Raw genomic sequence first — 17,449 nt, 5'->3', positions numbered from 1 at the left:
AGGCCTTATGGTGAGGAAGGTATTCCTATCTCGTGTGCCCTTCGTCGACCATAGGTCCGAGGATAAGTATCAGCAAAACGGTTCTATCAAACGCCTCAGCGCCAACCGTCGAATAATGGCAGTAGGATAGTTGGGGTCGCTGGGAGAGGTCGATATTTGGTATCAATGAGGGGCCTGAAGGGTTGGGCAATGCCGTTGTGCTAACCGCTCGGAGGACAACCTAGAAGGCGGCAGAAAATGCGGGTTGTCGGGTAATATGGTTCGTCGAACTGAACCGCCCCTTGTTTGCCGGAGACCCAGAAGTAAGGATACTGGGTTATGGAAAAGAACAAATGTGGAAACAGATATTCACCTGAAGTGCGCGAACGTGCTGTGCGGATGGTGTTCGAGCATCAGGGTGAGTTTGGTAGTCAATCTGCTGCGATCAAATCAATTGCGCCAAAGATCGGCTGTGGGCCTGACACGCTCAGGGCCTGGGTCCGGCGGGCTGAGACTGACAGCGGCCGGCGTGATGGTGTGACGACCGCCGAACGGGATCGGATCAAGGCACTTGAACACATTCGATAAAGTCGCTTGAGAAGAACTAAACAGTCTCCGGGAAAACCGGGGCGGTTCACTATTGCGGTTTGAGGCCGCTCCTTTGATCGCAATTACGGCAAAAAAGGAGACTTACTATGGGCCTGAAGCAGACTGACGAAATCCACGCACGGATACGAACGTCGCTTAATATCTGAGTTGGAGGGTTCACCGTAATACCGGCACCTGTGTTCGCGGTAGGCTTCATTTTAACAATCACATCGTGCAACTGGAAACCGCCACTCAGATTTCTCAAAGTGGCGGACGCTGCGCAAGGAGTGAACTGCTAGCTTAGATGTCTTGGCGTACGATATCCGTAACCAATACATCCATCACTTCAACGGTCATAATTTTGCTGGCAACTTCTTCTAAAGCCATACGAAGGCTTGATAGTCGAACTGAATCCGTAAAGACACCATCAAACCCTCCAAGGTTAGCATGATTGAAAAGCTCTTGCAAAAACGCGTCCCTTAGTTTGGGTTCGCGTTGATAAAACTCTTCGCTACCACCCAAGGCAATCTCTAGGCTCAGAGATACCACGACCAAAGATCGAACCTGCCCGTCTCCAACGACCGGGATTACAAATTGGTTGTTCATTTTCACAAAATCGCTGGTAGGAGCCCCCTCTTCCTCGGGCTCCACAGTCGCAGGTTTGGTCGTATGGCTGGCTTCTGCAATTGCGTTCGGGTCGCCGCAAGGGTTGATTTCGACCACTTCAGGGGGGGGGCGTAACATCAACCCAGCACCCACGCCTCCGCCTAAGCCGATCAATGCCAGTAGAATTGGAAGGATTTTTCCCATTGTTTTCTCCTGGTCAAAACGGAAGGATTACGTCGGCGACTTGTTGGCCGATACGTGGTTGTTGAACGTCGGAAATGATTCCTCTACCACCATATGAAATGCGTGCGGAGGCAATCTTGTCATAGGCAATTTCGTTTTGGCGTGAGATATCCTCTGGACGCACAAATCCAGTGACAAGCAGCTCGCGCAATTCAAAATTCACGCGGACCTCTTGTGATCCTTGGATTTGCAGAACACCGTTTGGGAGGGTTCCAAGCACGGTGGCGGCGACACGCAATTCCAGTTTTTCGTTGCGACGTACCGATCCACTGCCTGTTGAAGAGCTTTTGGAGTTGAATTCCACTGCGGGATCAGTGGTGGCGCCTGACGGAAGGGCTTCGTTGATCTTTTGCGGAATGCCAAGAAGAGACGGCACCGCCATTGTTTCAGAACCGTCACGCGATCGGGTCGAGCTGTTGGAAAATTCTGCGCGGTCGTTAATTTCGATAACCACGGTTAAAATATCGCCGGACTGTTGGGCGCGACGGTCCCCTAATAGCGATTGTCGCCCCCGGCTCCAAGTGGATGCGCGTGAGGACGAGCTTTGGTTTAGTGGCTTCACAGGTAAGGCAGCCGTAGTCATGGCATGGTGCTCTTGGTTGATTTCGACTGGCGACAAAGCTGGCGCCTTCCCAACATTTTCAAGCCGGGAGCAACCCGACACCGTGACGATCAAAAGTAAGACAATAACAGACAGGCGCATTTATAGATCCTTTATGAGCCGGGAATTTGGGGGGGCGCGACCGAAACGGTTCCATCGGCCTGAATGGTGCCATTAACTGTGCTACGAGAGGAAAGGTTCATGATACGGATGCGATCGCCAAGACCGCCACGCGCCATCGCTCTGCCTTCGGTTGCGATATTTAAGCCGCCGATGGAGTATATCAAGACGACGATTTGATTGCGGTCCACCAAAGCGGGGGGGCCAACATCGTCGATTCTGATTGGTCGGCCAGCGTATAGGACAACCCTCGTTTCCTGACCAATCAGCTCCTCAATGGCAACATATGCACCGGGCAACTCGCCCTCCGAGACTGTCAGATCGTTTTCTGTAAGCAAGCTGTGCGCGCGCATCGTTTTTGCTGCCAAAACGATATCAGCTGACGCAAAGGTCGCGGACAGTAAGAGAAACAGAAAAGCCAACCGTACCATCATCGTACCTGCGTGGTTGCCGCCAACATCTGGTCGGATGCGGTGATGACTTTTGAGTTCATTTCATAGCCTCGCTGGGCCTCAATCAGCTCTGTGATCTCTCGCACTGCGTCTACGCTACTGTTTTCGAGATAGTTTTGACGAAGGGTTCCGAGGCCATTTTCACCAGGTGCGGAGGTAAGCGGTGCGCCGGAGGCAGCAGTTTCGGAGTAGAGATTTGACCCAATCGCTTCGAGCCCCTTTTCGTTGGTGAAGCCGGTCAGGGTGAATGCCCCCATGAGTTCAGGCTCTACAACATCCTTGAAATATGCGTAAACCTCTCCTTCGGCATTGATAGAAATCGACCGCGCGTCAGATGGGATGGTGATGTCTGGTACGACTGGGTAACCGTCTGAGTTTACGATTTGCCCGTCGGGGGATAGTTTTAAGGCACCATCACGGGTATACGCAGAGACCCCGCTGGGAAGCGTGACTTCTAGATAGCCTTTGCCTTCAATCGCGACATCCAATTCTCCGTTTGTTTGCGAAAGACTGCCTTGTTGAACCATCATCGTGACGGATGAGGGGCGCACCCCTAGACCCAATTGAACCCCCGTTGGGATGATTGTGCCGTCGGCTGCATTGATTGTGCCGGGGCGTGTGGCTTGTTGGTAATGCAGGTCGGCAAACTCGGCCCGGCGGGCGTTGTAACCGGTTGTGTTCATATTGGCGAGGTTGTTTGAAATGGTTTCAACCCGCATTTGCTGGGCGAGCATGCCGGTGGCGGCGATTTGTAAAGAACGCATGGCGGCCTCCTTATTTCACGACGGTTTGAAGGACAGAACGAATACGCTCATCCTCTTTTTCCATGAACATCTGTCCCAGCTCATAACTGCGCTGAACTTCGATCATGCGGGTGATTTCTTGAACCGGATTGACGTTCGATCCTTCGACAAATCCTTGCAGAATTGAGGCACCTTCCAAGACCGGCTCAGTTCCTCCGGGTGCCGCAAAACGAACCCCGTCACGGTGTTTCAAGTCATTAGGATCAGTTGGAAGATAAAGGCCGATTTGAGTAAGCGGACGCCCGTCGGCTGACATCGTTCCGTCTGCGGCGACCGAGATGGATCCCGCATCCGGGGGAACAAAAACGGGTGCACCACCGGCGTCCAAAAGGCGCAACCCATCGGCGGTCGTTAACTCCCCCTCAGCAGAGGGGGTAAATGCACCTGCACGGGTGAGCAGGGGGCCGTCGGCACCCTCAACCATGAAAAAACCATCCCCTTCAATGGCCAGATCAAAACTGCCATTGGTTTGGGTCAATGCCCCTTGTTGCAGATCAATCAGTCGAGCATTGGCTGTGGCCATGGAAAGAGAGGCGTCGCCTTTGTCAAGCTGTTGAACATACTCCGAAAAAATCACACCTTCTCGGCGATAGCCTGTCGTAGAACTGTTTGCGATGTTGTTCGCAACGGTTTGCATTTCACGCATCAAGCCTGACTGGCGGGTGAGAGCGGTATAGCCGATATTGTCCATGTCAGATCCCCGCAATCAAAGGGATGATCTGGTTTTGAAAAAAGCCGGTCAATGTTTCGGTCATGTAACTCATGGACACCCAAAATACGGTCAAGATCGCCGCCAGTTTTGGGACAAATGTCAGCGTCATTTCCTGAATTGAGGTGAGCGCTTGGAATAGGCCCACCACCACACCCGCGACCAAAGCCACAGTGAGGATCGGCATGGAAATCAAAACCGCATTCCAAAGCCCGGCACGCAAAGTGTCGAAAAAGATCACGTCATTCATCATACTGGCATCCTCAGGATTTCCTGATAGGCCTCGACGACTTTGTCACGAATGGTCACTGCCGTCTCCACGGCGAGTTCCGTTTGTGCCAACGCCTGAACCAAAGAATGTGGATCTGCATTCCCCGACATTGCCGCGAGCGCGGTTTGTTCGCCCTGTTGTATGGTGGCGGCGAAGTCATTTGCCGTTTTAGCAAAATCCACCGCCGGTCCGTCCGGACGCGCCTTTGGCTGTGTCGCGGGACGGGTGGCTGCATAGCCTTGGGCCGCAATAGAGGATTTAACATCCATTCTGGTGTCTCCTATCTGCGAAGTAGATCGAGCAGGCTTTTAGACATTTGCTTTGCCTGATCGAACATTTTGAGGTTCGCCTCATAGCTGCGTTGCGCTTCGCGCGAGTCAGCAATTTCGACCACCAGATCGACATTCGAGCCGTCGTAGTAGCCATTCTCATTGGCCATCGGGTGCGAGGGGTCGTACACGCTGGGCAATTTCGTCTGGTCGAGGGTCAGCCGGCCGGTTTCAACCAGCCCAGTGGCACGCCCTGCTTCGACCGTTTCATTAAAGCTGACTATTTTGCGCCGATACCCCGGCGTGTCAGCGTTTGCGATGTTTTCCGAAACATGGCGCAGGCGAGATGCCTGGCTTTTCATGCCAGATGCTGCGGCGGCGATTGAGGCTTTCAAATCATTCATGTATCACCTCCTACCGACGCCCAATCGAGGCGCGCATAATGTTCATGGAAGTGTTGTAGACGGCCAACGCGAGGTTGTGATCGCTTTTGGCTTCTGCGGCTGCCATCATCTCACTTTCAAGAGAAACGGAGTTTCCATTGGGTGAGGTTGCCCCTTGGCGAATGATGGTTTCTGGTGCTGTGGCGGTGTAACCCCCGGCCGTGGTGCCAAAATGTTTGGCTCGGGTGGCACGCATGCCCCCATGATCAGCGTTGGTTTCATATGTCTCAGCAAAAGAGGCGATATCGCGGGCTTGATAGCCCGGCGTATCCGCATTTGCGACATTCTGCGCAATGGTTGATTGACGAGCGGCGGCATGCTTTGCTAGCCCTTGGCTCATCCGGAAAATTTCAATTTTATCAAACATCGGGGCTTCTCCCTCGATTGGCTTCAACTAAGGCTTAACCTTGATTCCTTTAGAAATGGTTTCAGAGATAAAAATGAGGAGACCGCCATGAAGCCTGTCGGGTTTGAGCAGCTCACCGCAGAAGTCGACGCAGTTCGCGCTACTGCGGATATTGGGCGGATCGTTGAGATCGGGCGCGGAACCATTGAGGTGGCCGGTTTGTCCCATGTGGCAGCGCAAGGTGACCTTGTCGAAATCGGCGCAGCGGGACAGATTCGCTTGGGCGAGGTCCTGAACCTGACCAAAGATTGCGTGACCGTATTGCCCGATGGCGATGTGGAAGGTCTGCGCATTGGCGAGCAAGTGGCCTTGCGCGGGTCGGGGCAAATTGCACCAGATGACAGTTGGATTGGCCGCGTGATTGACCCGTTTGGAAAAGCGTTGGATGGGCACGCCGTGATGCGGGGCGCCACCGCACGCTCGCTGCGTGGCGCATCCATCAACCCGACTGAGCGTCGCGCTCTGGGTGGGCGGTTGGAAACGGGGCTTGCTGTATTTAATACGCTTTTGCCGCTTGTTCGTGGTCAGCGTATTGGTCTTTTTGCCGGGTCGGGTGTAGGAAAATCAACTTTGCTGGCAAAGCTCGCGCGTGGGGTTCATGCGGATGTAGTTGTGATTGCCCTGATTGGGGAACGTGGTCGCGAGGTGCGTGAATTTGTAGAGCGTGTTTTGGGCAAAGAAGGAATGGCGCGCGCCGTTGTTATTGCCGCGACCTCTGATCAATCCCCTTTGGTGCGGCGGCGTGCCGGGTGGGCGGCCATGACCGTTGCCGAGCATTTTCGCGACAAGGGACAACATGTATTGTTTCTCGCGGACAGTGTGACACGGTTTGCCGAAGCGCATAGAGAGATCGCGCTTGCGTCCGGCGAAGGCAGCTCACTTCGGGGATACCCACCGTCTACTGCGCAACAAATTACTACCCTTTGTGAACGAGCTGGCCCCGGAACGGGCGCGGCCGGGGACATAACAGCGATTTTTTCGGTGTTGGTCGCGGGGTCTGATATGGAAGAACCCGTTGCGGATATTTTGCGCGGTGTTTTGGATGGGCATGTGGTGATGGATCGTGAAATTGCAGAACGTGGTCGTTTTCCGGCCATTGACTTGCTGCGCTCTGTTTCGCGCGCCTTACCGGGTGCGGCGACAGATGCAGAAAATGCGTTGATTTCTGCGGCACGCCAACGGCTTGGGGCCTATGCTAAATCGGAAATGATGATTCAGGCTGGGCTTTACGCGGCAGGAAGCGACCAGATGGTGGATGCTGCGATCGAATGCTACCCAAAACTGGATGCGTTCTTGGCTGAGGATGAGTGGGATAATACGGACGCCAGTTTTCGGCGTCTTGGAAACTGTATGCTACCCAAGGCTGACGCCGATTAAAGGTTAAAGCTTTGCAGCAACGTCAATGCGATAGTGCCACCAGACATGGATGCTGTGCCATTGGCAATTTCAGACCGAACCAAAAAAAGGCGATTTAATTCTTCCATTTTTTCAGGATTGGAAAACTGATCAACAGTGCTGTCACCAAAATAAGTCTCAGACTTTTCACGAAACACATCAAGCTGTTGGTCCAGGTCCAGTGTCGCAAAGGTGCTTGGCAGGCCCAGTGCCGTTTCGAAAATTTGCCGCAGCGGCGGGTTTCCCATGACTGAGAACCATTTCCCTTCGTCAGTGGTGGATTTGTCGAGAATACCGCCTAGGTCACGTTCTAATGACAACGAAAGACGCATTTCTTGGCTCTGTTCACCCACGGCAATTTCAAATTGTCGTTCTTGATAGGCGTCAGTGGTGGTTTCCCCAAAATCTGAGAGCTTGTTTCCAGGGATGCCAAAGTCACCAAAACCAAAATCTCGCGCCATCTCAAAATAGCGTTTGTCAGACAGTTTGTTTGACAGGTCATCGTTGTCCAATGTTCCGTCTTCAAGCACCTTTTTGATATAGAATTTGTTGCCAATGTCGGCATCTAATCCATAGGCACCTAAAGTGACTTTAAGCAGGCGGTAGTCATCGACCAACTCCTCAGCTGAACTCACTTTGTCGATATTTTCTTTGTAATATTGCACGTCCCGTTCCATCACTGGGGACGCGTTGAAAGCTTCTTTTTGCGCACTTTGGGTGCGCTGTAAAAAGGACCAACCGGCCATGCCGCCGAATGGAATGACCGGTTGATAGTTCATGATAAACGTGCCGCCATCAGGCGTTCCTCTCGGGGTAAAAGTGCGCGAAGGCATTTTAACACCTGATAATATTGCTCTTGTGTGACAGCCTCAGTCGCCTTGGTCATGTGATCGCGACTGTCTGGGTCGGTCAGCACCTGACTGAGTTGTTCGATGCCTCGCAAAAGCTGCATGCGGGCTTCTTCGTGATCCACATCCCCAGACAAGACAAGCTGCGCGATGTAACAGACGCGACGAACTGGCGTGTTGACCTCTTCTGGATGGATGGCGTCGCGCAATCTTAGAATATTGGCGTTTGGCGTCACGATAGATAAACGCGACCGGCGGTCCCCGTTTTCAATCACGGCACCGTTGATCAGAACCCGTTCTTTGGGGCTGAGTTTTAGGACAAGACCGCTCATACTGCTTCCGCCTTTTGTCTAAGGCCACGCATTATGGCGGTGTTAATTTCTACGAGCACGTTTACATCTGCGCCGTCTGTCAGCACTTTGCCACTGTAGTCGCCGGTGAATTCACAAAGGTAAAAAATCCGGGCTCGCAAATCTTGGGGAAGTCCGTTGTCATCTGCGGCCACGTCTGTGGCAAGTAGGGTCCAAAGGCGGCGGTTTTCATGCAGCGCTTCGGCCAATTGTCCAAATCCTACGCGGCCTTTTGCGGCGGCGGATTTCAGACGATGAGTGATACGGGCGAAGGCCTCGTATTCTACGCCTCTCGGGGTCCGGATGGGGGACTGAGACGTGGTGTAGGCCGTTTTGGCCATGTTCATAGCGTTCACGGGTTTTCCTTCCGCTAAACGTTGAAATCAGGGAGTGAAGGTGAGGGGGACGCCGTTTTGGCGCCCCGCCATCAGGTCCCTTAACGGAACAGCGACAGAATGTTCTGTGGTGCCTGATTGGCAATCGACAGGGACTGTGTGCCCAACTGTTGCTGCACCTGCAAAGCTTGCAAGCGTGCCGAGGTTGCTTCCATATCGGCATCAACCATTGCACCAATCCCAGATTTCAGAGAGTCTGAAAGCGAGGAAATGAAGCTGCTTTGTGTCTCAATGCGGCCTTGTGCCGAACCAAATTCAGCGGCAGCATCAATTGACTGACCGATTAGGCCTTCAATTGCCGCAAGTGCGCCGGTTGCACCAGCGTCGCTTGACACATCAATGTTTTGCAAAGCACCCAGACCACCAGATGAAGCGGACGATCCCGCTGTACCACCGGTCTGTGCACGAAGGCCAACTTTGATAGAGGTGGCATCACCGCCTGTTGCGTTGGTGATGGTAAACTCATTGGCGTTAGAACCGGTACCCTGAGCAACTGAGTAACCCTCAGCTGAGCCTGTTGCGGCTCCAAAGAAGGCACTGATCTGATCAGACAGGTTTTTCGCGACGTCAGCTGTACCATCAGAGGCACTGGCAACATATTCAAAAGTACGTTGGCCCAACGACGTGCCGCCGCCTGTGACATTGACGTTCACATCATCCAAGATGATCTGATAGCTGTTGCCTTCGCTTACTTGACCGATGGTGAATGTCTCGGATCCTGCGTCCGCAATGGTTGTAGTCGGAGACGCCGGATTAAAGGCCGTATCATCATGCACAACTGTACCTGATGATGCTTTAATGAGCGCGCCAGCCGCGGCTGCATCTGCCAAGTCAGTGGTCCCGAAGGCTGCTGAGGTCACAGGAGTTGTGGTCGACAGGTTTTGACGATCAACTGAGATGTGCGAGGCCGTGACGTTGCCGTTAGCATCGCGATCCAACGATGACAGCACATTCATTGCATCGGTGCTGGAACCGTCAATCAGGTTTAAACCGTTGAATTGTGCGGCCCCAACAACCGAACCGATCTGATCACGAAGTGCAACGATATCGGTTTGAAGTTTAGCGCGATCGACGTTCTCTTCCTGTGCGGCAACAATTTTGCCCTTCATTTCTGTCAGGAGGTCAGTCACCGTTTCAGACGCGTTACGCGCCACGGCAATACTGGATTCACCAAGGGACAAAGATTCGGAGATGGCTTTAAAACCTTTAACATCCGAATCCATCACTTTTGAAATGGCCCAAACAGCAGAGTTGTCTTTGGCAGAAGCAACTTTTTTACCGGTTGAGATTTGAGATTGGACACCTTCCATGTTCGAGTTGATGCTTTTCAACGTTTGCAGTGCAACCATTGCACTGTTGTTCGTCAGAATGCTGGACATGAGAATTTTCCTTCAGTCATTCGGCGCTTTGCACCGGGTTTTGAAATTCTGCCTTTTGGGCAGTCTGTAAGAGCCATTCTGAACTCTGCGGATCTTGGGTTGTCCCTGCCGCGCCACCCCCTCTGGAATGCGGGTTTAGGTGACAATGAAAAACTGAAGGAAGTCTAAACTTGGGATCTCAAGATAGGTCAGATTTGAACTAAAAGTGATTGACCGACCGTCAGTTACGACCGTTTTTCAAAAGTGGATTTGCGCCGTGTCAGGTTTTGGCTCTGCCCGACCGAATCATAGGTTCGTAATTGCGTTTTTTGCGTGCGCAGCAGTTCAAGCCGGCGCGAGACTGCGCGAATTCCCTTACTGACCGCCACAAGAAGTTCCTGATTGCGATCCGCTTTGCGTCGCAACTGGTCCAGCAGCCCGGCATCATCCGTTGATCCCGCCAAGTGGCTCAATAACCGCTCTTTCTCGGGAGCAATTTTTGTGAGGGCCTCGATTTTCCCCGTCAGCAGCAATTGCCGTTCTTGGTCAAGTAAAGCGCGCAGGGCTTCGGGCACGGGAAGAAGATTAAAGAGCGCCATCCGCACGCTCCTTCAGGGCATTAAAGAGCGATTCGGCCAAACCGATGCCGCCAGATTTCACCATTTCATCAGCCTGGGCCTGAACCAAAAATGAACTGAACTGATCCTCTCCCGCACCACCACCAAAGGCATCACGCGTTTGTCCGGCGCCTGCAGCTTTTAGCATTTCTGCAAGAAAAGAAGCCTCCAGATCCTGCGCAGCCTGACGCAATGGATCATCTGGCGAAGGCTTTGCCCCCGTTAGATTTGGACGTGTCGCATCTTGGATTCGGGGTCCTAGTGTTTGTGCCGTTGGGTCCATGTCCTATCCTTTCAAATGTGATCTATTTTCTCTGTTATCCCTGCCAGCGGTAAAGATCCGGTAACCAAGTGCTGCGATAGTGAAGTTCATCGGTGTCAGAATACCCGGGAAAAAAACTATGCAGCTTGGTACACAGCTTCGCCCAATTGTGGCGACAGAGGGCGCAACCGCGACCCAACAAAAACCCACTCTATCAGAGGGGCGCGAGAGCAGCTTTGATGTGGCAATGCTTGATGAAACATCAACAGAACCCACTGGAGCTGACGTCCCGCCGGGTGAGGTTGCCGTGTTGATGCCCACCACCTCTCCGGCAATGACGTATTCCAGTTTCGCTGTGGGTCCGGAACTGGCTTTGGGTGCCATGAAGGGGGGCGCAGGCGAAACTATGGCCATTGACGCAAGTGGCGAAATACTCCCCCAAATTGCTGAATCAGAAACCCCAGGGCAGATTGCTAAATCAGGAACCCCAGGGGTGGATGCCAGTCCGGAACAGGCAGGGATTCTGCCGACCACCGCCGCCATCAAAGAGGTGGCATCAGGCGAATTTCAGGGCGGGGCGGATGGTGTGAGAACAGAGGCAACGCCAAAGGCCGGGCGCACAGGCACACTGCCCCAGATAATGAGCGAAGCAACCGAAGATCTCGATCAAGCGGGGGAGCGGAAAGCGCTTTCTGACCCTGAAGCGATGAGATCGCCCGCCCCTCGTTTATCAGAAGGGCCTGCATCGCTCCATGCCGCTGCCTCTCATGCTGAAAAGATCCAGGGGTGGGTGGCTAATCCTGTGGCTGACCAAACTAGAAACACCCAAGTCCCACAGTCCCTTGCCACAAACGCAGCAGCAAATACGGAGGTCGCGCCCGAGCCTCTTCTCAGACAGGAATTTGGCGCCGGGCCCGTTGCGAATTCCGACGGACAAACGATACAGGGGGGGCCCAGCCCGTTATCGGCAACGGGCGCCGGTGTTGAAAAAATCCTTGGGTCAAAAAACACACCAATTGAAACATCGGTTACTGCTGTTTCTGGTTTGCAATCAACTGAAACAACAGAAGTTTCTCACTCAACAGCAACCTCTGATACTGCCTCGCAATACACGACGACCAAAGAAACTGCCCACTTTACGGTGACGGGGCGTCTGCCGGAAACCAGTGAGATGGCTTTGATGCAGGATGGTGTGACGTCGGTAGCGACAGAGCTTTCGACATCGGATCCGAGCAAGGCCGAGTTGGGGTCTGACATTGCAATGATTGAGATGCGCGCCGCTGACTCGCTTACCGGGCGTGCTGAAGTCTCGGCGCATCTTCGTGCTGAGCTACCGCGCCACATTGCACAACAATTGGCGGATGTCGCTCGGACTATGCCTGACCGTCCGGTTGAACTCACCCTGAGCCCGGAAGAATTGGGCCGATTGCGACTAACATTCACAGGCGATTTATCAGCGATGTCTGTGTCCGTAAGTGTTGAGCGTCCGGAAACCATGGATCTCATGCGCCGTCATATCGAGATACTTGCGCAGGAAATGCGTGAAATTGGGTACGGCGAGGTGACATTTTCGTTTGAACAATCCGGCTCTGAGGCCGGAGGTCAATCCAATGATGCGCCGATCTATTCGGATCATGAAAACCAACATATGAACCCAACGGGGATTTCTTCAGACGCCCCCCCCTCACCGGTGCGCATGTCCATGACAGGAACATCCGGTGTGGATATTAGATTGTAAGGATATCTTATGGTGACAACAGCAACTTCCCCGCAATTGCCTGCTGCGTTAACGGCGCCCGCCGCCCAGCCAGGTCAGCAGGTTAATGGCAAAACCACAGCCGCCGCGATTTCGTCTGATTTTGAGACATTTCTCAACATGTTGACGGTGCAAATGGAAAATCAAGATCCGCTTAACCCCATGGACGCGACTGATCAGGCCATGCAACTGGCCACGTTTTCAGGCGTTGAGCAACAAGTGCAAACCAATCAATTGCTTGAAGGCTTGGGGGCGCAGCTTGGCCTTATGGGTCTATCCGATATTGCGGGCTGGGTTGGGATGGAAGCACGGGTGGATTCCCCGGCGCACTTTGATGGCAGCCCCTTGACTTTGGTGCCATCCCCGCCGTCGACAGCGGATAAAGTTGAGTTGGTGGTAAAAAATGCAGAGGGCACAATTGTGCAACAAGTCGGAATTCCGGTCTCGTCGGACCCAATCCAATGGGCGGGTGTAGGCGGTGATGGAACGCCGCTGCCTTCGGGGAATTACAGCTTTGAAATCATCAGTTCAAGCAACGGAAAATTCTTGTCGACGGATCCCGTGGAAAACTATTCAAAGGTCACCGAAAGCCGCTCAGAAGACGGGAAGCTGTGGTTGGTGTTGGAAAGCGGGGCCAAGGTGGACGCGACATCTGTGAAATCACTTCGCGACGCGGGCTGAGACTTGTTTTCAAGCGCCGGCTCGCCTAGTTTGCCGCTGAGTTTTTGACAAGACCCGGCAGGTTGGGGGCGTGATGGTCGATCCTTGTGATATGGCGCCTCCGAAGGCCCTGAAAGCGGCTTGGGAGCAGGCTGGAGTGATCTCTCATGCGGCCAGTTGGACCCGACAAATGGGAGGGCACAGCAATCCCGTCTGGCGGGTGCGCGACAATACCGATGATGTGATCTGCAAGTTGTATCACACCAACAAATTCTCGCCATTGTTTGGAAACCATCCCGACCACGAAGTGCTGGCGCTGAAGGCGCTATCCGGGCATGGTCTTGCGCCTGATCTGATCTCCTCGCTGCACTCTAGTGCTGGACCAAGCGTGGCTTATTGCTATTTGGCGGGCCCGCAATGGAGTGGCGATGTTACGGCCGTCGCGGAGTTGTTGGCCAAATTACATCGCCAAAAAATCCCCGAAGGACTACCGGTCGCCCCCAGGTTGCCACAAGGGGTCATCGCGCAAACCCACTTGATGCAACCTGCTCGCACAAGTGATGCCGAGCAATTTCTTCCGCCCGATGCCTGTCACTTACCTATCGCGGAAAACGTTTTTCTGCATGGAGATGTGGTGCCGGGGAATTTGGTTCAGACCGATGATGGATTGCGCTTGATTGACTGGCAATGCCCGGCAGTCGGCGATCCGTGTTTGGATATTGCGATCTTTTTGTCGCCTGCGATGCAGATCATTTATGGGCACCGTCCCTTGACAGCGGTCGAAATTTCCCGGTTTTTCGATGCTTACAACCAACCGGATGTGGCCCAGCGATATCAGGCATTTGCTCCGATTTTTCACTATCGCATGGCCGCTTATTGCCGCTGGAAAGGTGCGCGCGGTTCGGCGGCACATGCGGCTGCGGCACCGATTGAGCAGAGCGCAATTTCAAGAGCCTAAAGCACTCTCGGCCAGATCTTAAATGCTTGGTTGGTCCGAACGTGGAAAGTATCGCGCACGGCCAAGCAAAGCCGAACAGCTTAGATCAGCGATGACACCCATACCGCGGCCATCGCCAACCCTCCACCAAGAGCAACATACCTAATCGCGTGTCCAGGCCGCGCCCGGTCATGGTCCTGCAATGGGGTGCTTTGGCGGATCAAAGCGGCCTCTGCCAGTTCTGGAAGGCGTGGACCAAAGCGCGCAAGGACGCGCGCTGTGCGCAAAAGATCGCGGGTCAAGGCTTTGGGACCAATCGAATCCTTGATGTATCCTTCGACCACGGGGCGTGCGGATTGCCAGATGTTGATGTTGGGATTCAGCGACCGGGCGACGCCTTCAACAACCACCATTGTGCGCTGTAAAAGGATCAATTCGGTGCGGGTTTCCATACCAAAACGTTCGGTGACTTCAAAGAGGTACGACAAAAGTCGTGCCATCGAAATTTGTGTGGCATCCATGCCGGCGATGGGTTCCCCCACGGCACGAAGCGCCAATGCAAATTCTTCTACATCACGGTCGGCAGGCACATATCCGGCCTCAAAATGCACCTCGGCAATGCGGCGATAATTGCGGGTGATGAAACCATATAGGATTTCGGCATAGACCCGACGGGTGTATTCGTCGATGCGGCCCATGATGCCAAAATCGATGGCAATGATGTCGCCGTTGGGGGCAAATTTCAAATTGCCTTGGTGCATGTCGCCATGAAACAGACCATCCCGCAGCGCATGGCTGAGGAACAGTTGCAGGACTCGTTCGCCAAGGGCGTCCATATCGAGCCCCGAGGCGCGGATCGCGTCCAGATCATTGGCGGCAAAGCCTTCGCCCCAGCCCAAGGTCATCACCGAACGGCCGGTCAGGCCCCAGTTGATGGCAGGGACAACAAAGCCTGCGTCTTTTTCTGTGTTCTCGGCAAACTCGCTGGCAGATGCGCTTTCAAGCCGCAGATCCAGCTCGCCCATGACCACGCCTTCGAAATGTTCGACCACATCGGTGGGGCGCAGGCGGCGGGTGGACGGCAAGAGCCATTCGATCACGCGGGCAGAGAAGTGAAAGGCGTCAATGTCGGTGCGAAAGGCGCGGTGAATGCCGGGGCGCAGGACTTTTACCGCAACTTCTTCGCCGGTGTTGGCCAAACGTGCGCGGTGGACCTGTGCGATGGAGGCGGCCGCGACGGGTTCTGAGAACTCGGAAAACACGTTGCTGATCTCGATCCCCAACTCATCCTCGATCATCTTACGGGCGATGGTTGAGGGAAACGGAGGCAGTTTGTCTTGCAGGTATTTTAGCTGCTCAGACAGCTCGTCTCCCACCACATCGGGACGGGTCGAAAGGATCTGGCCAAATTTGATGTAGGCCGGGCCAAGCGCGGTGATCGCGCGGGTCACAGGCGGCAGGTTTGTGTCGCCCTTTTTGCCAAGCCATGCAAAGGGAAAGCCAATAACGCGGGCGGCGACCCGCAGCGCCGGTGGGGCGCTCATCGCATCAAGAACGACACCCATGGCGCCGGTGCGTTGGAAGGTGGCGCCGGTGCGGATCAGGCGCCAAATGTTATGAGGGCCGCGCATCTTAGATTTTCCACCCGGAATGAAGGGCGGCAACGCCCATGGTAAGATTGCGGTATTTGACGTTGTCAAAACCGGCCTCTTTGATCATTCCCTTAAAGGTTTCTTGATCGGGGAATTTACGAATACTTTCAACTAGATACTGATAGCTGTCATAATCGTCTGCAATCAGTTTCCCCATGCGCGGAATCACGTTAAAGGAATAAAGATCATAAAGCTTTTGCATGCCTGCATTTGGCAGTTGGCTGAACTCCAGCACCATCAAGCGACCGCCGGGTTTCAGCACGCGGTACGCTTCTTTCAACGCGTCTGGGATGCGCGTCACGTTGCGAATACCAAAGCTGATCGTGTAGCGATCAAAGCTATTATCCTCAAACGGAAGCGCCATGGCGTCGCCGACAACCCAGTCCAAGCGCTCGGCCATATTGCCGGCTTCGGCGCGCTGGCGGCCCTCGATTAGCATCGATTCCGTCATATCAAGCACAACCGCATTGGTTTGATCCGCGCGCTTCAGAAAACGGAACGAAATGTCGCCGGTGCCGCCCGCGACATCCAACAGCCGCTGACCTGCGCGCGGGGCCAACCAATCCATCATCGCGTCTTTCCAAAGACGATGGATGCCCACGGACATGACGTCGTTCATCACGTCATATTTCGAGGCCACATTTGTGAAAACGCCATGGACCATGCCGGCCTTGTCGGTTTCGTTCACGGTCTTGAACCCGAAATGGGTGGTTTTATCGTCAGAAGTGTTCATGTGGGACCGGGGACTTGCTATTATTATAAGATGTCCTCTCTTATCCCGTGCAGAAGGCACACACAATGGAGACGCGAATAACATGCCCGAATTGCCCGAAGTTGAGACGGTTCGCCGCGGATTAGCCCCGGTGATGGAGGGCGCTGTGATCACGCAGGCGGATGTGCGGCGCGAGGGGTTGCGCTGGCCCTTTCCGGATCACATGGCGGATCGGCTGACCGGGGCGCAGGTTTTGCGCTTAGGGCGGCGCTCGAAATACTTGTTAATGGATCTGAATACGGATGAAACCTTGATTGTGCATCTGGGCATGTCGGGTCGGATGCTGATTTCGGGGCATCAGTTGGGGAAGTTTCACCATGAACATCCTGCGCCAGAAAAACACGATCATGTGGTGTTTGATATGGACAATGGGGCGCGGGTGACCTTCAACGACCCGCGCCGTTTTGGGGCGATGGATCTTTGTACGACGAAGGATTTGGCGGGTCACAAGTTTATCCGCGTGTTGGGGCCTGAACCTCTAGGCAATGATTTCAACGAGGAGTATTTGGTTGGGCGGTTGGCGGGCAAAGGCACGGCGATCAAGACGGCGCTTTTGGATCAGGGGATCATCGCAGGGCTGGGCAACATCTATGTCTGCGAGGTTCTGTTTCGGGCCGGCATCCACCCGGCACGCAAATCGGGGCAAATTTCCGCCAAACGGATCGCCGGTTTGGTCCCAATTATTCGCGATGTTTTGTCTGATGCGATCGAAAGTGGGGGGTCTTCATTGAAAGATTACCGCCAAGCCGACGGAGACTTAGGATATTTTCAACATAGTTTCCGGGTCTATGGACGGGAAAAAGAACCTTGCGTCACCCCTGATTGCAAAGGGAAAATTTCGCGAATCGTACAGGGGGGACGCTCATCTTTCTATTGTACGCAATGTCAAAGATAGCTTGATTGGCGCCCCCGACGGGCTTAGGAATCGCCCCCGACCACTCAAGGGACTAAAGGCAG

The 17,449-nt window shown here is 54.0% G+C and carries 22 protein-coding genes and 1 pseudogene; 6 read left to right on the top strand and 17 right to left on the bottom strand.

The features are described 5' to 3' along the window. Positions 1 to 318 precede the first annotated feature (318 nt). Positions 319 to 555: pseudogene (locus KKW20_RS14290) on the top strand (transposase); the annotation flags it as partial. Between the two features lie 312 nt (positions 556 to 867). Here KKW20_RS14290 and KKW20_RS14285 read toward each other — a convergent pair. From KKW20_RS14285 to KKW20_RS14245, 9 genes are read right to left on the bottom strand one after another with little or no spacing between them, the layout of a single operon-like run. Next, complete coding sequence (locus KKW20_RS14285) at positions 868 to 1,377, bottom strand: flagellar basal body-associated FliL family protein (protein ID WP_214568581.1); 510 nt, start codon at positions 1,375 to 1,377, stop codon at positions 868 to 870. A 13-nt stretch (positions 1,378 to 1,390) separates the two neighbouring features. Then, positions 1,391 to 2,119, bottom strand: coding sequence for a flagellar basal body L-ring protein FlgH (flgH, locus tag KKW20_RS14280; protein WP_214568580.1), 729 nt, complete (start codon positions 2,117 to 2,119; stop codon positions 1,391 to 1,393). An 11-nt stretch (positions 2,120 to 2,130) separates the two neighbouring features. Beyond that, complete coding sequence (flgA, locus tag KKW20_RS14275) at positions 2,131 to 2,568, bottom strand: flagellar basal body P-ring formation chaperone FlgA (protein ID WP_214568660.1); 438 nt, start codon at positions 2,566 to 2,568, stop codon at positions 2,131 to 2,133. Continuing rightward, positions 2,568 to 3,353, bottom strand: a complete 786-nt coding sequence (flgG, locus tag KKW20_RS14270; RefSeq protein ID WP_214568579.1) for a flagellar basal-body rod protein FlgG — start codon at positions 3,351 to 3,353, stop codon at positions 2,568 to 2,570. Before flgG ends, flgA begins: the two co-directional genes overlap by 1 nt. Positions 3,354 to 3,363: 10 nt before the next feature. Further along, positions 3,364 to 4,083: a flagellar hook-basal body complex protein gene (locus KKW20_RS14265; protein WP_214568578.1), complete on the bottom strand. Its 720-nt coding sequence runs from the start codon at positions 4,081 to 4,083 to the stop codon at positions 3,364 to 3,366. 1 nt (position 4,084) lies between these two features. Further along, positions 4,085 to 4,354, bottom strand: a complete 270-nt coding sequence (locus KKW20_RS14260) for a flagellar biosynthetic protein FliQ (protein ID WP_214568577.1) — start codon at positions 4,352 to 4,354, stop codon at positions 4,085 to 4,087. Next, positions 4,351 to 4,641 carry a flagellar hook-basal body complex protein FliE gene (fliE, locus tag KKW20_RS14255; RefSeq protein WP_214568576.1) on the bottom strand — a complete coding sequence of 97 codons (291 nt, stop codon included), beginning with the start codon at positions 4,639 to 4,641 and terminating at the stop codon, positions 4,351 to 4,353. Before fliE ends, KKW20_RS14260 begins: the two co-directional genes overlap by 4 nt. An 11-nt stretch (positions 4,642 to 4,652) precedes the next feature. After that, complete coding sequence (gene flgC / locus KKW20_RS14250) at positions 4,653 to 5,045, bottom strand: flagellar basal body rod protein FlgC (protein WP_214568575.1); 393 nt, start codon at positions 5,043 to 5,045, stop codon at positions 4,653 to 4,655. A 10-nt stretch (positions 5,046 to 5,055) separates the two neighbouring features. Then, positions 5,056 to 5,451 (bottom strand): FlgB family protein, encoded by a 396-nt coding sequence (locus tag KKW20_RS14245; protein WP_214568574.1) that lies wholly within the window; start codon positions 5,449 to 5,451, stop codon positions 5,056 to 5,058. 87 nt (positions 5,452 to 5,538) lie between these two features. On the opposite strand from KKW20_RS14245, the gene KKW20_RS14240 reads away from it, so the two are divergent. After that, positions 5,539 to 6,867 carry a FliI/YscN family ATPase gene (locus KKW20_RS14240; RefSeq protein WP_214568573.1) on the top strand — a complete coding sequence of 443 codons (1,329 nt, stop codon included), beginning with the start codon at positions 5,539 to 5,541 and terminating at the stop codon, positions 6,865 to 6,867. Here KKW20_RS14240 and KKW20_RS14235 read toward each other — a convergent pair. The 6 genes from KKW20_RS14235 to KKW20_RS14210 all read right to left on the bottom strand — a co-directional run bounded on the left by KKW20_RS14235 (position 6,864) and on the right by KKW20_RS14210 (position 10,736). After that, positions 6,864 to 7,664, bottom strand: a complete 801-nt coding sequence (locus KKW20_RS14235) for a DUF1217 domain-containing protein (protein WP_214568572.1) — start codon at positions 7,662 to 7,664, stop codon at positions 6,864 to 6,866. The genes KKW20_RS14240 and KKW20_RS14235 overlap by 4 nt on opposite strands. After that, the gene (gene flbT, locus KKW20_RS14230; RefSeq protein WP_214568571.1) at positions 7,661 to 8,065 is read right to left on the bottom strand and encodes a flagellar biosynthesis repressor FlbT; all 405 of its coding nucleotides are present in this window, start codon (positions 8,063 to 8,065) and stop codon (positions 7,661 to 7,663) included. The genes KKW20_RS14235 and flbT overlap by 4 nt, the downstream gene beginning before the upstream one ends. Beyond that, complete coding sequence (gene flaF, locus KKW20_RS14225; protein WP_214568570.1) at positions 8,062 to 8,439, bottom strand: flagellar biosynthesis regulator FlaF; 378 nt, start codon at positions 8,437 to 8,439, stop codon at positions 8,062 to 8,064. Before flaF ends, flbT begins: the two co-directional genes overlap by 4 nt. 80 nt (positions 8,440 to 8,519) lie before the next feature. After that, positions 8,520 to 9,857: a flagellin gene (locus tag KKW20_RS14220; RefSeq protein WP_214568569.1), complete on the bottom strand. Its 1,338-nt coding sequence runs from the start codon at positions 9,855 to 9,857 to the stop codon at positions 8,520 to 8,522. Positions 9,858 to 10,081: 224 nt separating this feature from the next. Then, positions 10,082 to 10,435, bottom strand: coding sequence for a flagellar biosynthesis protein FlgN (locus KKW20_RS14215; RefSeq protein ID WP_214568568.1), 354 nt, complete (start codon positions 10,433 to 10,435; stop codon positions 10,082 to 10,084). After that, positions 10,422 to 10,736, bottom strand: a complete 315-nt coding sequence (locus KKW20_RS14210) for a rod-binding protein (protein WP_214568567.1) — start codon at positions 10,734 to 10,736, stop codon at positions 10,422 to 10,424. Before KKW20_RS14210 ends, KKW20_RS14215 begins: the two co-directional genes overlap by 14 nt. Positions 10,737 to 10,854: 118 nt before the next feature. Between KKW20_RS14210 and fliK the strand changes: the two genes are divergently transcribed. The 3 genes from fliK to KKW20_RS14195 all read left to right on the top strand — a co-directional run bounded on the left by fliK (position 10,855) and on the right by KKW20_RS14195 (position 14,089). Continuing rightward, positions 10,855 to 12,453 carry a flagellar hook-length control protein FliK gene (fliK, locus tag KKW20_RS14205; protein ID WP_214568566.1) on the top strand — a complete coding sequence of 533 codons (1,599 nt, stop codon included), beginning with the start codon at positions 10,855 to 10,857 and terminating at the stop codon, positions 12,451 to 12,453. A 12-nt stretch (positions 12,454 to 12,465) separates the two neighbouring features. Beyond that, positions 12,466 to 13,152 (top strand): flagellar hook capping FlgD N-terminal domain-containing protein, encoded by a 687-nt coding sequence (locus tag KKW20_RS14200; RefSeq protein WP_425514279.1) that lies wholly within the window; start codon positions 12,466 to 12,468, stop codon positions 13,150 to 13,152. A 73-nt stretch (positions 13,153 to 13,225) separates the two neighbouring features. After that, complete coding sequence (locus tag KKW20_RS14195; RefSeq protein WP_214568564.1) at positions 13,226 to 14,089, top strand: phosphotransferase; 864 nt, start codon at positions 13,226 to 13,228, stop codon at positions 14,087 to 14,089. An 80-nt stretch (positions 14,090 to 14,169) separates the two neighbouring features. Here KKW20_RS14195 and ubiB read toward each other — a convergent pair whose 3' ends face one another. Then, entirely contained in the window at positions 14,170 to 15,699 is a 1,530-nt protein-coding gene (gene ubiB / locus KKW20_RS14190; protein ID WP_214568563.1) for a 2-polyprenylphenol 6-hydroxylase, read from the bottom strand. A gap of 1 nt (position 15,700) precedes the next feature. Beyond that, positions 15,701 to 16,453, bottom strand: a complete 753-nt coding sequence (gene ubiE, locus KKW20_RS14185) for a bifunctional demethylmenaquinone methyltransferase/2-methoxy-6-polyprenyl-1,4-benzoquinol methylase UbiE (RefSeq protein ID WP_214568562.1) — start codon at positions 16,451 to 16,453, stop codon at positions 15,701 to 15,703. 82 nt (positions 16,454 to 16,535) lie between these two features. Between ubiE and mutM the strand changes: the two genes are divergently transcribed. Further along, positions 16,536 to 17,387 carry a bifunctional DNA-formamidopyrimidine glycosylase/DNA-(apurinic or apyrimidinic site) lyase gene (gene mutM / locus KKW20_RS14180; RefSeq protein WP_214568561.1) on the top strand — a complete coding sequence of 284 codons (852 nt, stop codon included), beginning with the start codon at positions 16,536 to 16,538 and terminating at the stop codon, positions 17,385 to 17,387. Positions 17,388 to 17,449: the final 62 nt, after the last annotated feature.

Source organism: Aliiroseovarius lamellibrachiae (genome assembly GCF_018599245.1).
GTDB lineage: Bacteria > Pseudomonadota > Alphaproteobacteria > Rhodobacterales > Rhodobacteraceae > Aliiroseovarius > Aliiroseovarius lamellibrachiae.
The sequence above is the reverse complement of the archived record's forward strand: the minus strand, read 5'-3'. Positions and strand labels throughout refer to the sequence as shown.

Bases quoted from the DNA above. Each gene is read 5' to 3' on its own strand.
- KKW20_RS14285 (WP_214568581.1), bottom strand. From the start codon at position 1,377: ATGGGAAAAATCCTTCCAATTCTACTGGCATTGATCGGCTTAGGCGGA.
- flgH (WP_214568580.1), bottom strand. From the start codon at position 2,119: ATGCGCCTGTCTGTTATTGTCTTACTTTTGATCGTCACGGTGTCGGGT.
- flgA (WP_214568660.1), bottom strand. From the start codon at position 2,568: ATGGTACGGTTGGCTTTTCTGTTTCTCTTACTGTCCGCGACCTTTGCG.
- flgG (WP_214568579.1), bottom strand. From the start codon at position 3,353: ATGCGTTCTTTACAAATCGCCGCCACCGGCATGCTCGCCCAGCAAATG.
- KKW20_RS14265 (WP_214568578.1), bottom strand. From the start codon at position 4,083: ATGGACAATATCGGCTATACCGCTCTCACCCGCCAGTCAGGCTTGATG.
- KKW20_RS14260 (WP_214568577.1), bottom strand. From the start codon at position 4,354: ATGATGAATGACGTGATCTTTTTCGACACTTTGCGTGCCGGGCTTTGG.
- fliE (WP_214568576.1), bottom strand. From the start codon at position 4,641: ATGGATGTTAAATCCTCTATTGCGGCCCAAGGCTATGCAGCCACCCGT.
- flgC (WP_214568575.1), bottom strand. From the start codon at position 5,045: ATGAATGATTTGAAAGCCTCAATCGCCGCCGCAGCATCTGGCATGAAA.
- KKW20_RS14245 (WP_214568574.1), bottom strand. From the start codon at position 5,451: ATGTTTGATAAAATTGAAATTTTCCGGATGAGCCAAGGGCTAGCAAAG.
- KKW20_RS14240 (WP_214568573.1), top strand. From the start codon at position 5,539: ATGAAGCCTGTCGGGTTTGAGCAGCTCACCGCAGAAGTCGACGCAGTT.
- KKW20_RS14235 (WP_214568572.1), bottom strand. From the start codon at position 7,664: ATGAACTATCAACCGGTCATTCCATTCGGCGGCATGGCCGGTTGGTCC.
- flbT (WP_214568571.1), bottom strand. From the start codon at position 8,065: ATGAGCGGTCTTGTCCTAAAACTCAGCCCCAAAGAACGGGTTCTGATC.
- KKW20_RS14220 (WP_214568569.1), bottom strand. From the start codon at position 9,857: ATGTCCAGCATTCTGACGAACAACAGTGCAATGGTTGCACTGCAAACG.
- KKW20_RS14215 (WP_214568568.1), bottom strand. From the start codon at position 10,435: ATGGCGCTCTTTAATCTTCTTCCCGTGCCCGAAGCCCTGCGCGCTTTA.
- KKW20_RS14210 (WP_214568567.1), bottom strand. From the start codon at position 10,736: ATGGACCCAACGGCACAAACACTAGGACCCCGAATCCAAGATGCGACA.
- fliK (WP_214568566.1), top strand. From the start codon at position 10,855: ATGCAGCTTGGTACACAGCTTCGCCCAATTGTGGCGACAGAGGGCGCA.
- KKW20_RS14195 (WP_214568564.1), top strand. From the start codon at position 13,226: ATGGTCGATCCTTGTGATATGGCGCCTCCGAAGGCCCTGAAAGCGGCT.
- ubiB (WP_214568563.1), bottom strand. From the start codon at position 15,699: ATGCGCGGCCCTCATAACATTTGGCGCCTGATCCGCACCGGCGCCACC.
- ubiE (WP_214568562.1), bottom strand. From the start codon at position 16,453: ATGAACACTTCTGACGATAAAACCACCCATTTCGGGTTCAAGACCGTG.
- mutM (WP_214568561.1), top strand. From the start codon at position 16,536: ATGCCCGAATTGCCCGAAGTTGAGACGGTTCGCCGCGGATTAGCCCCG.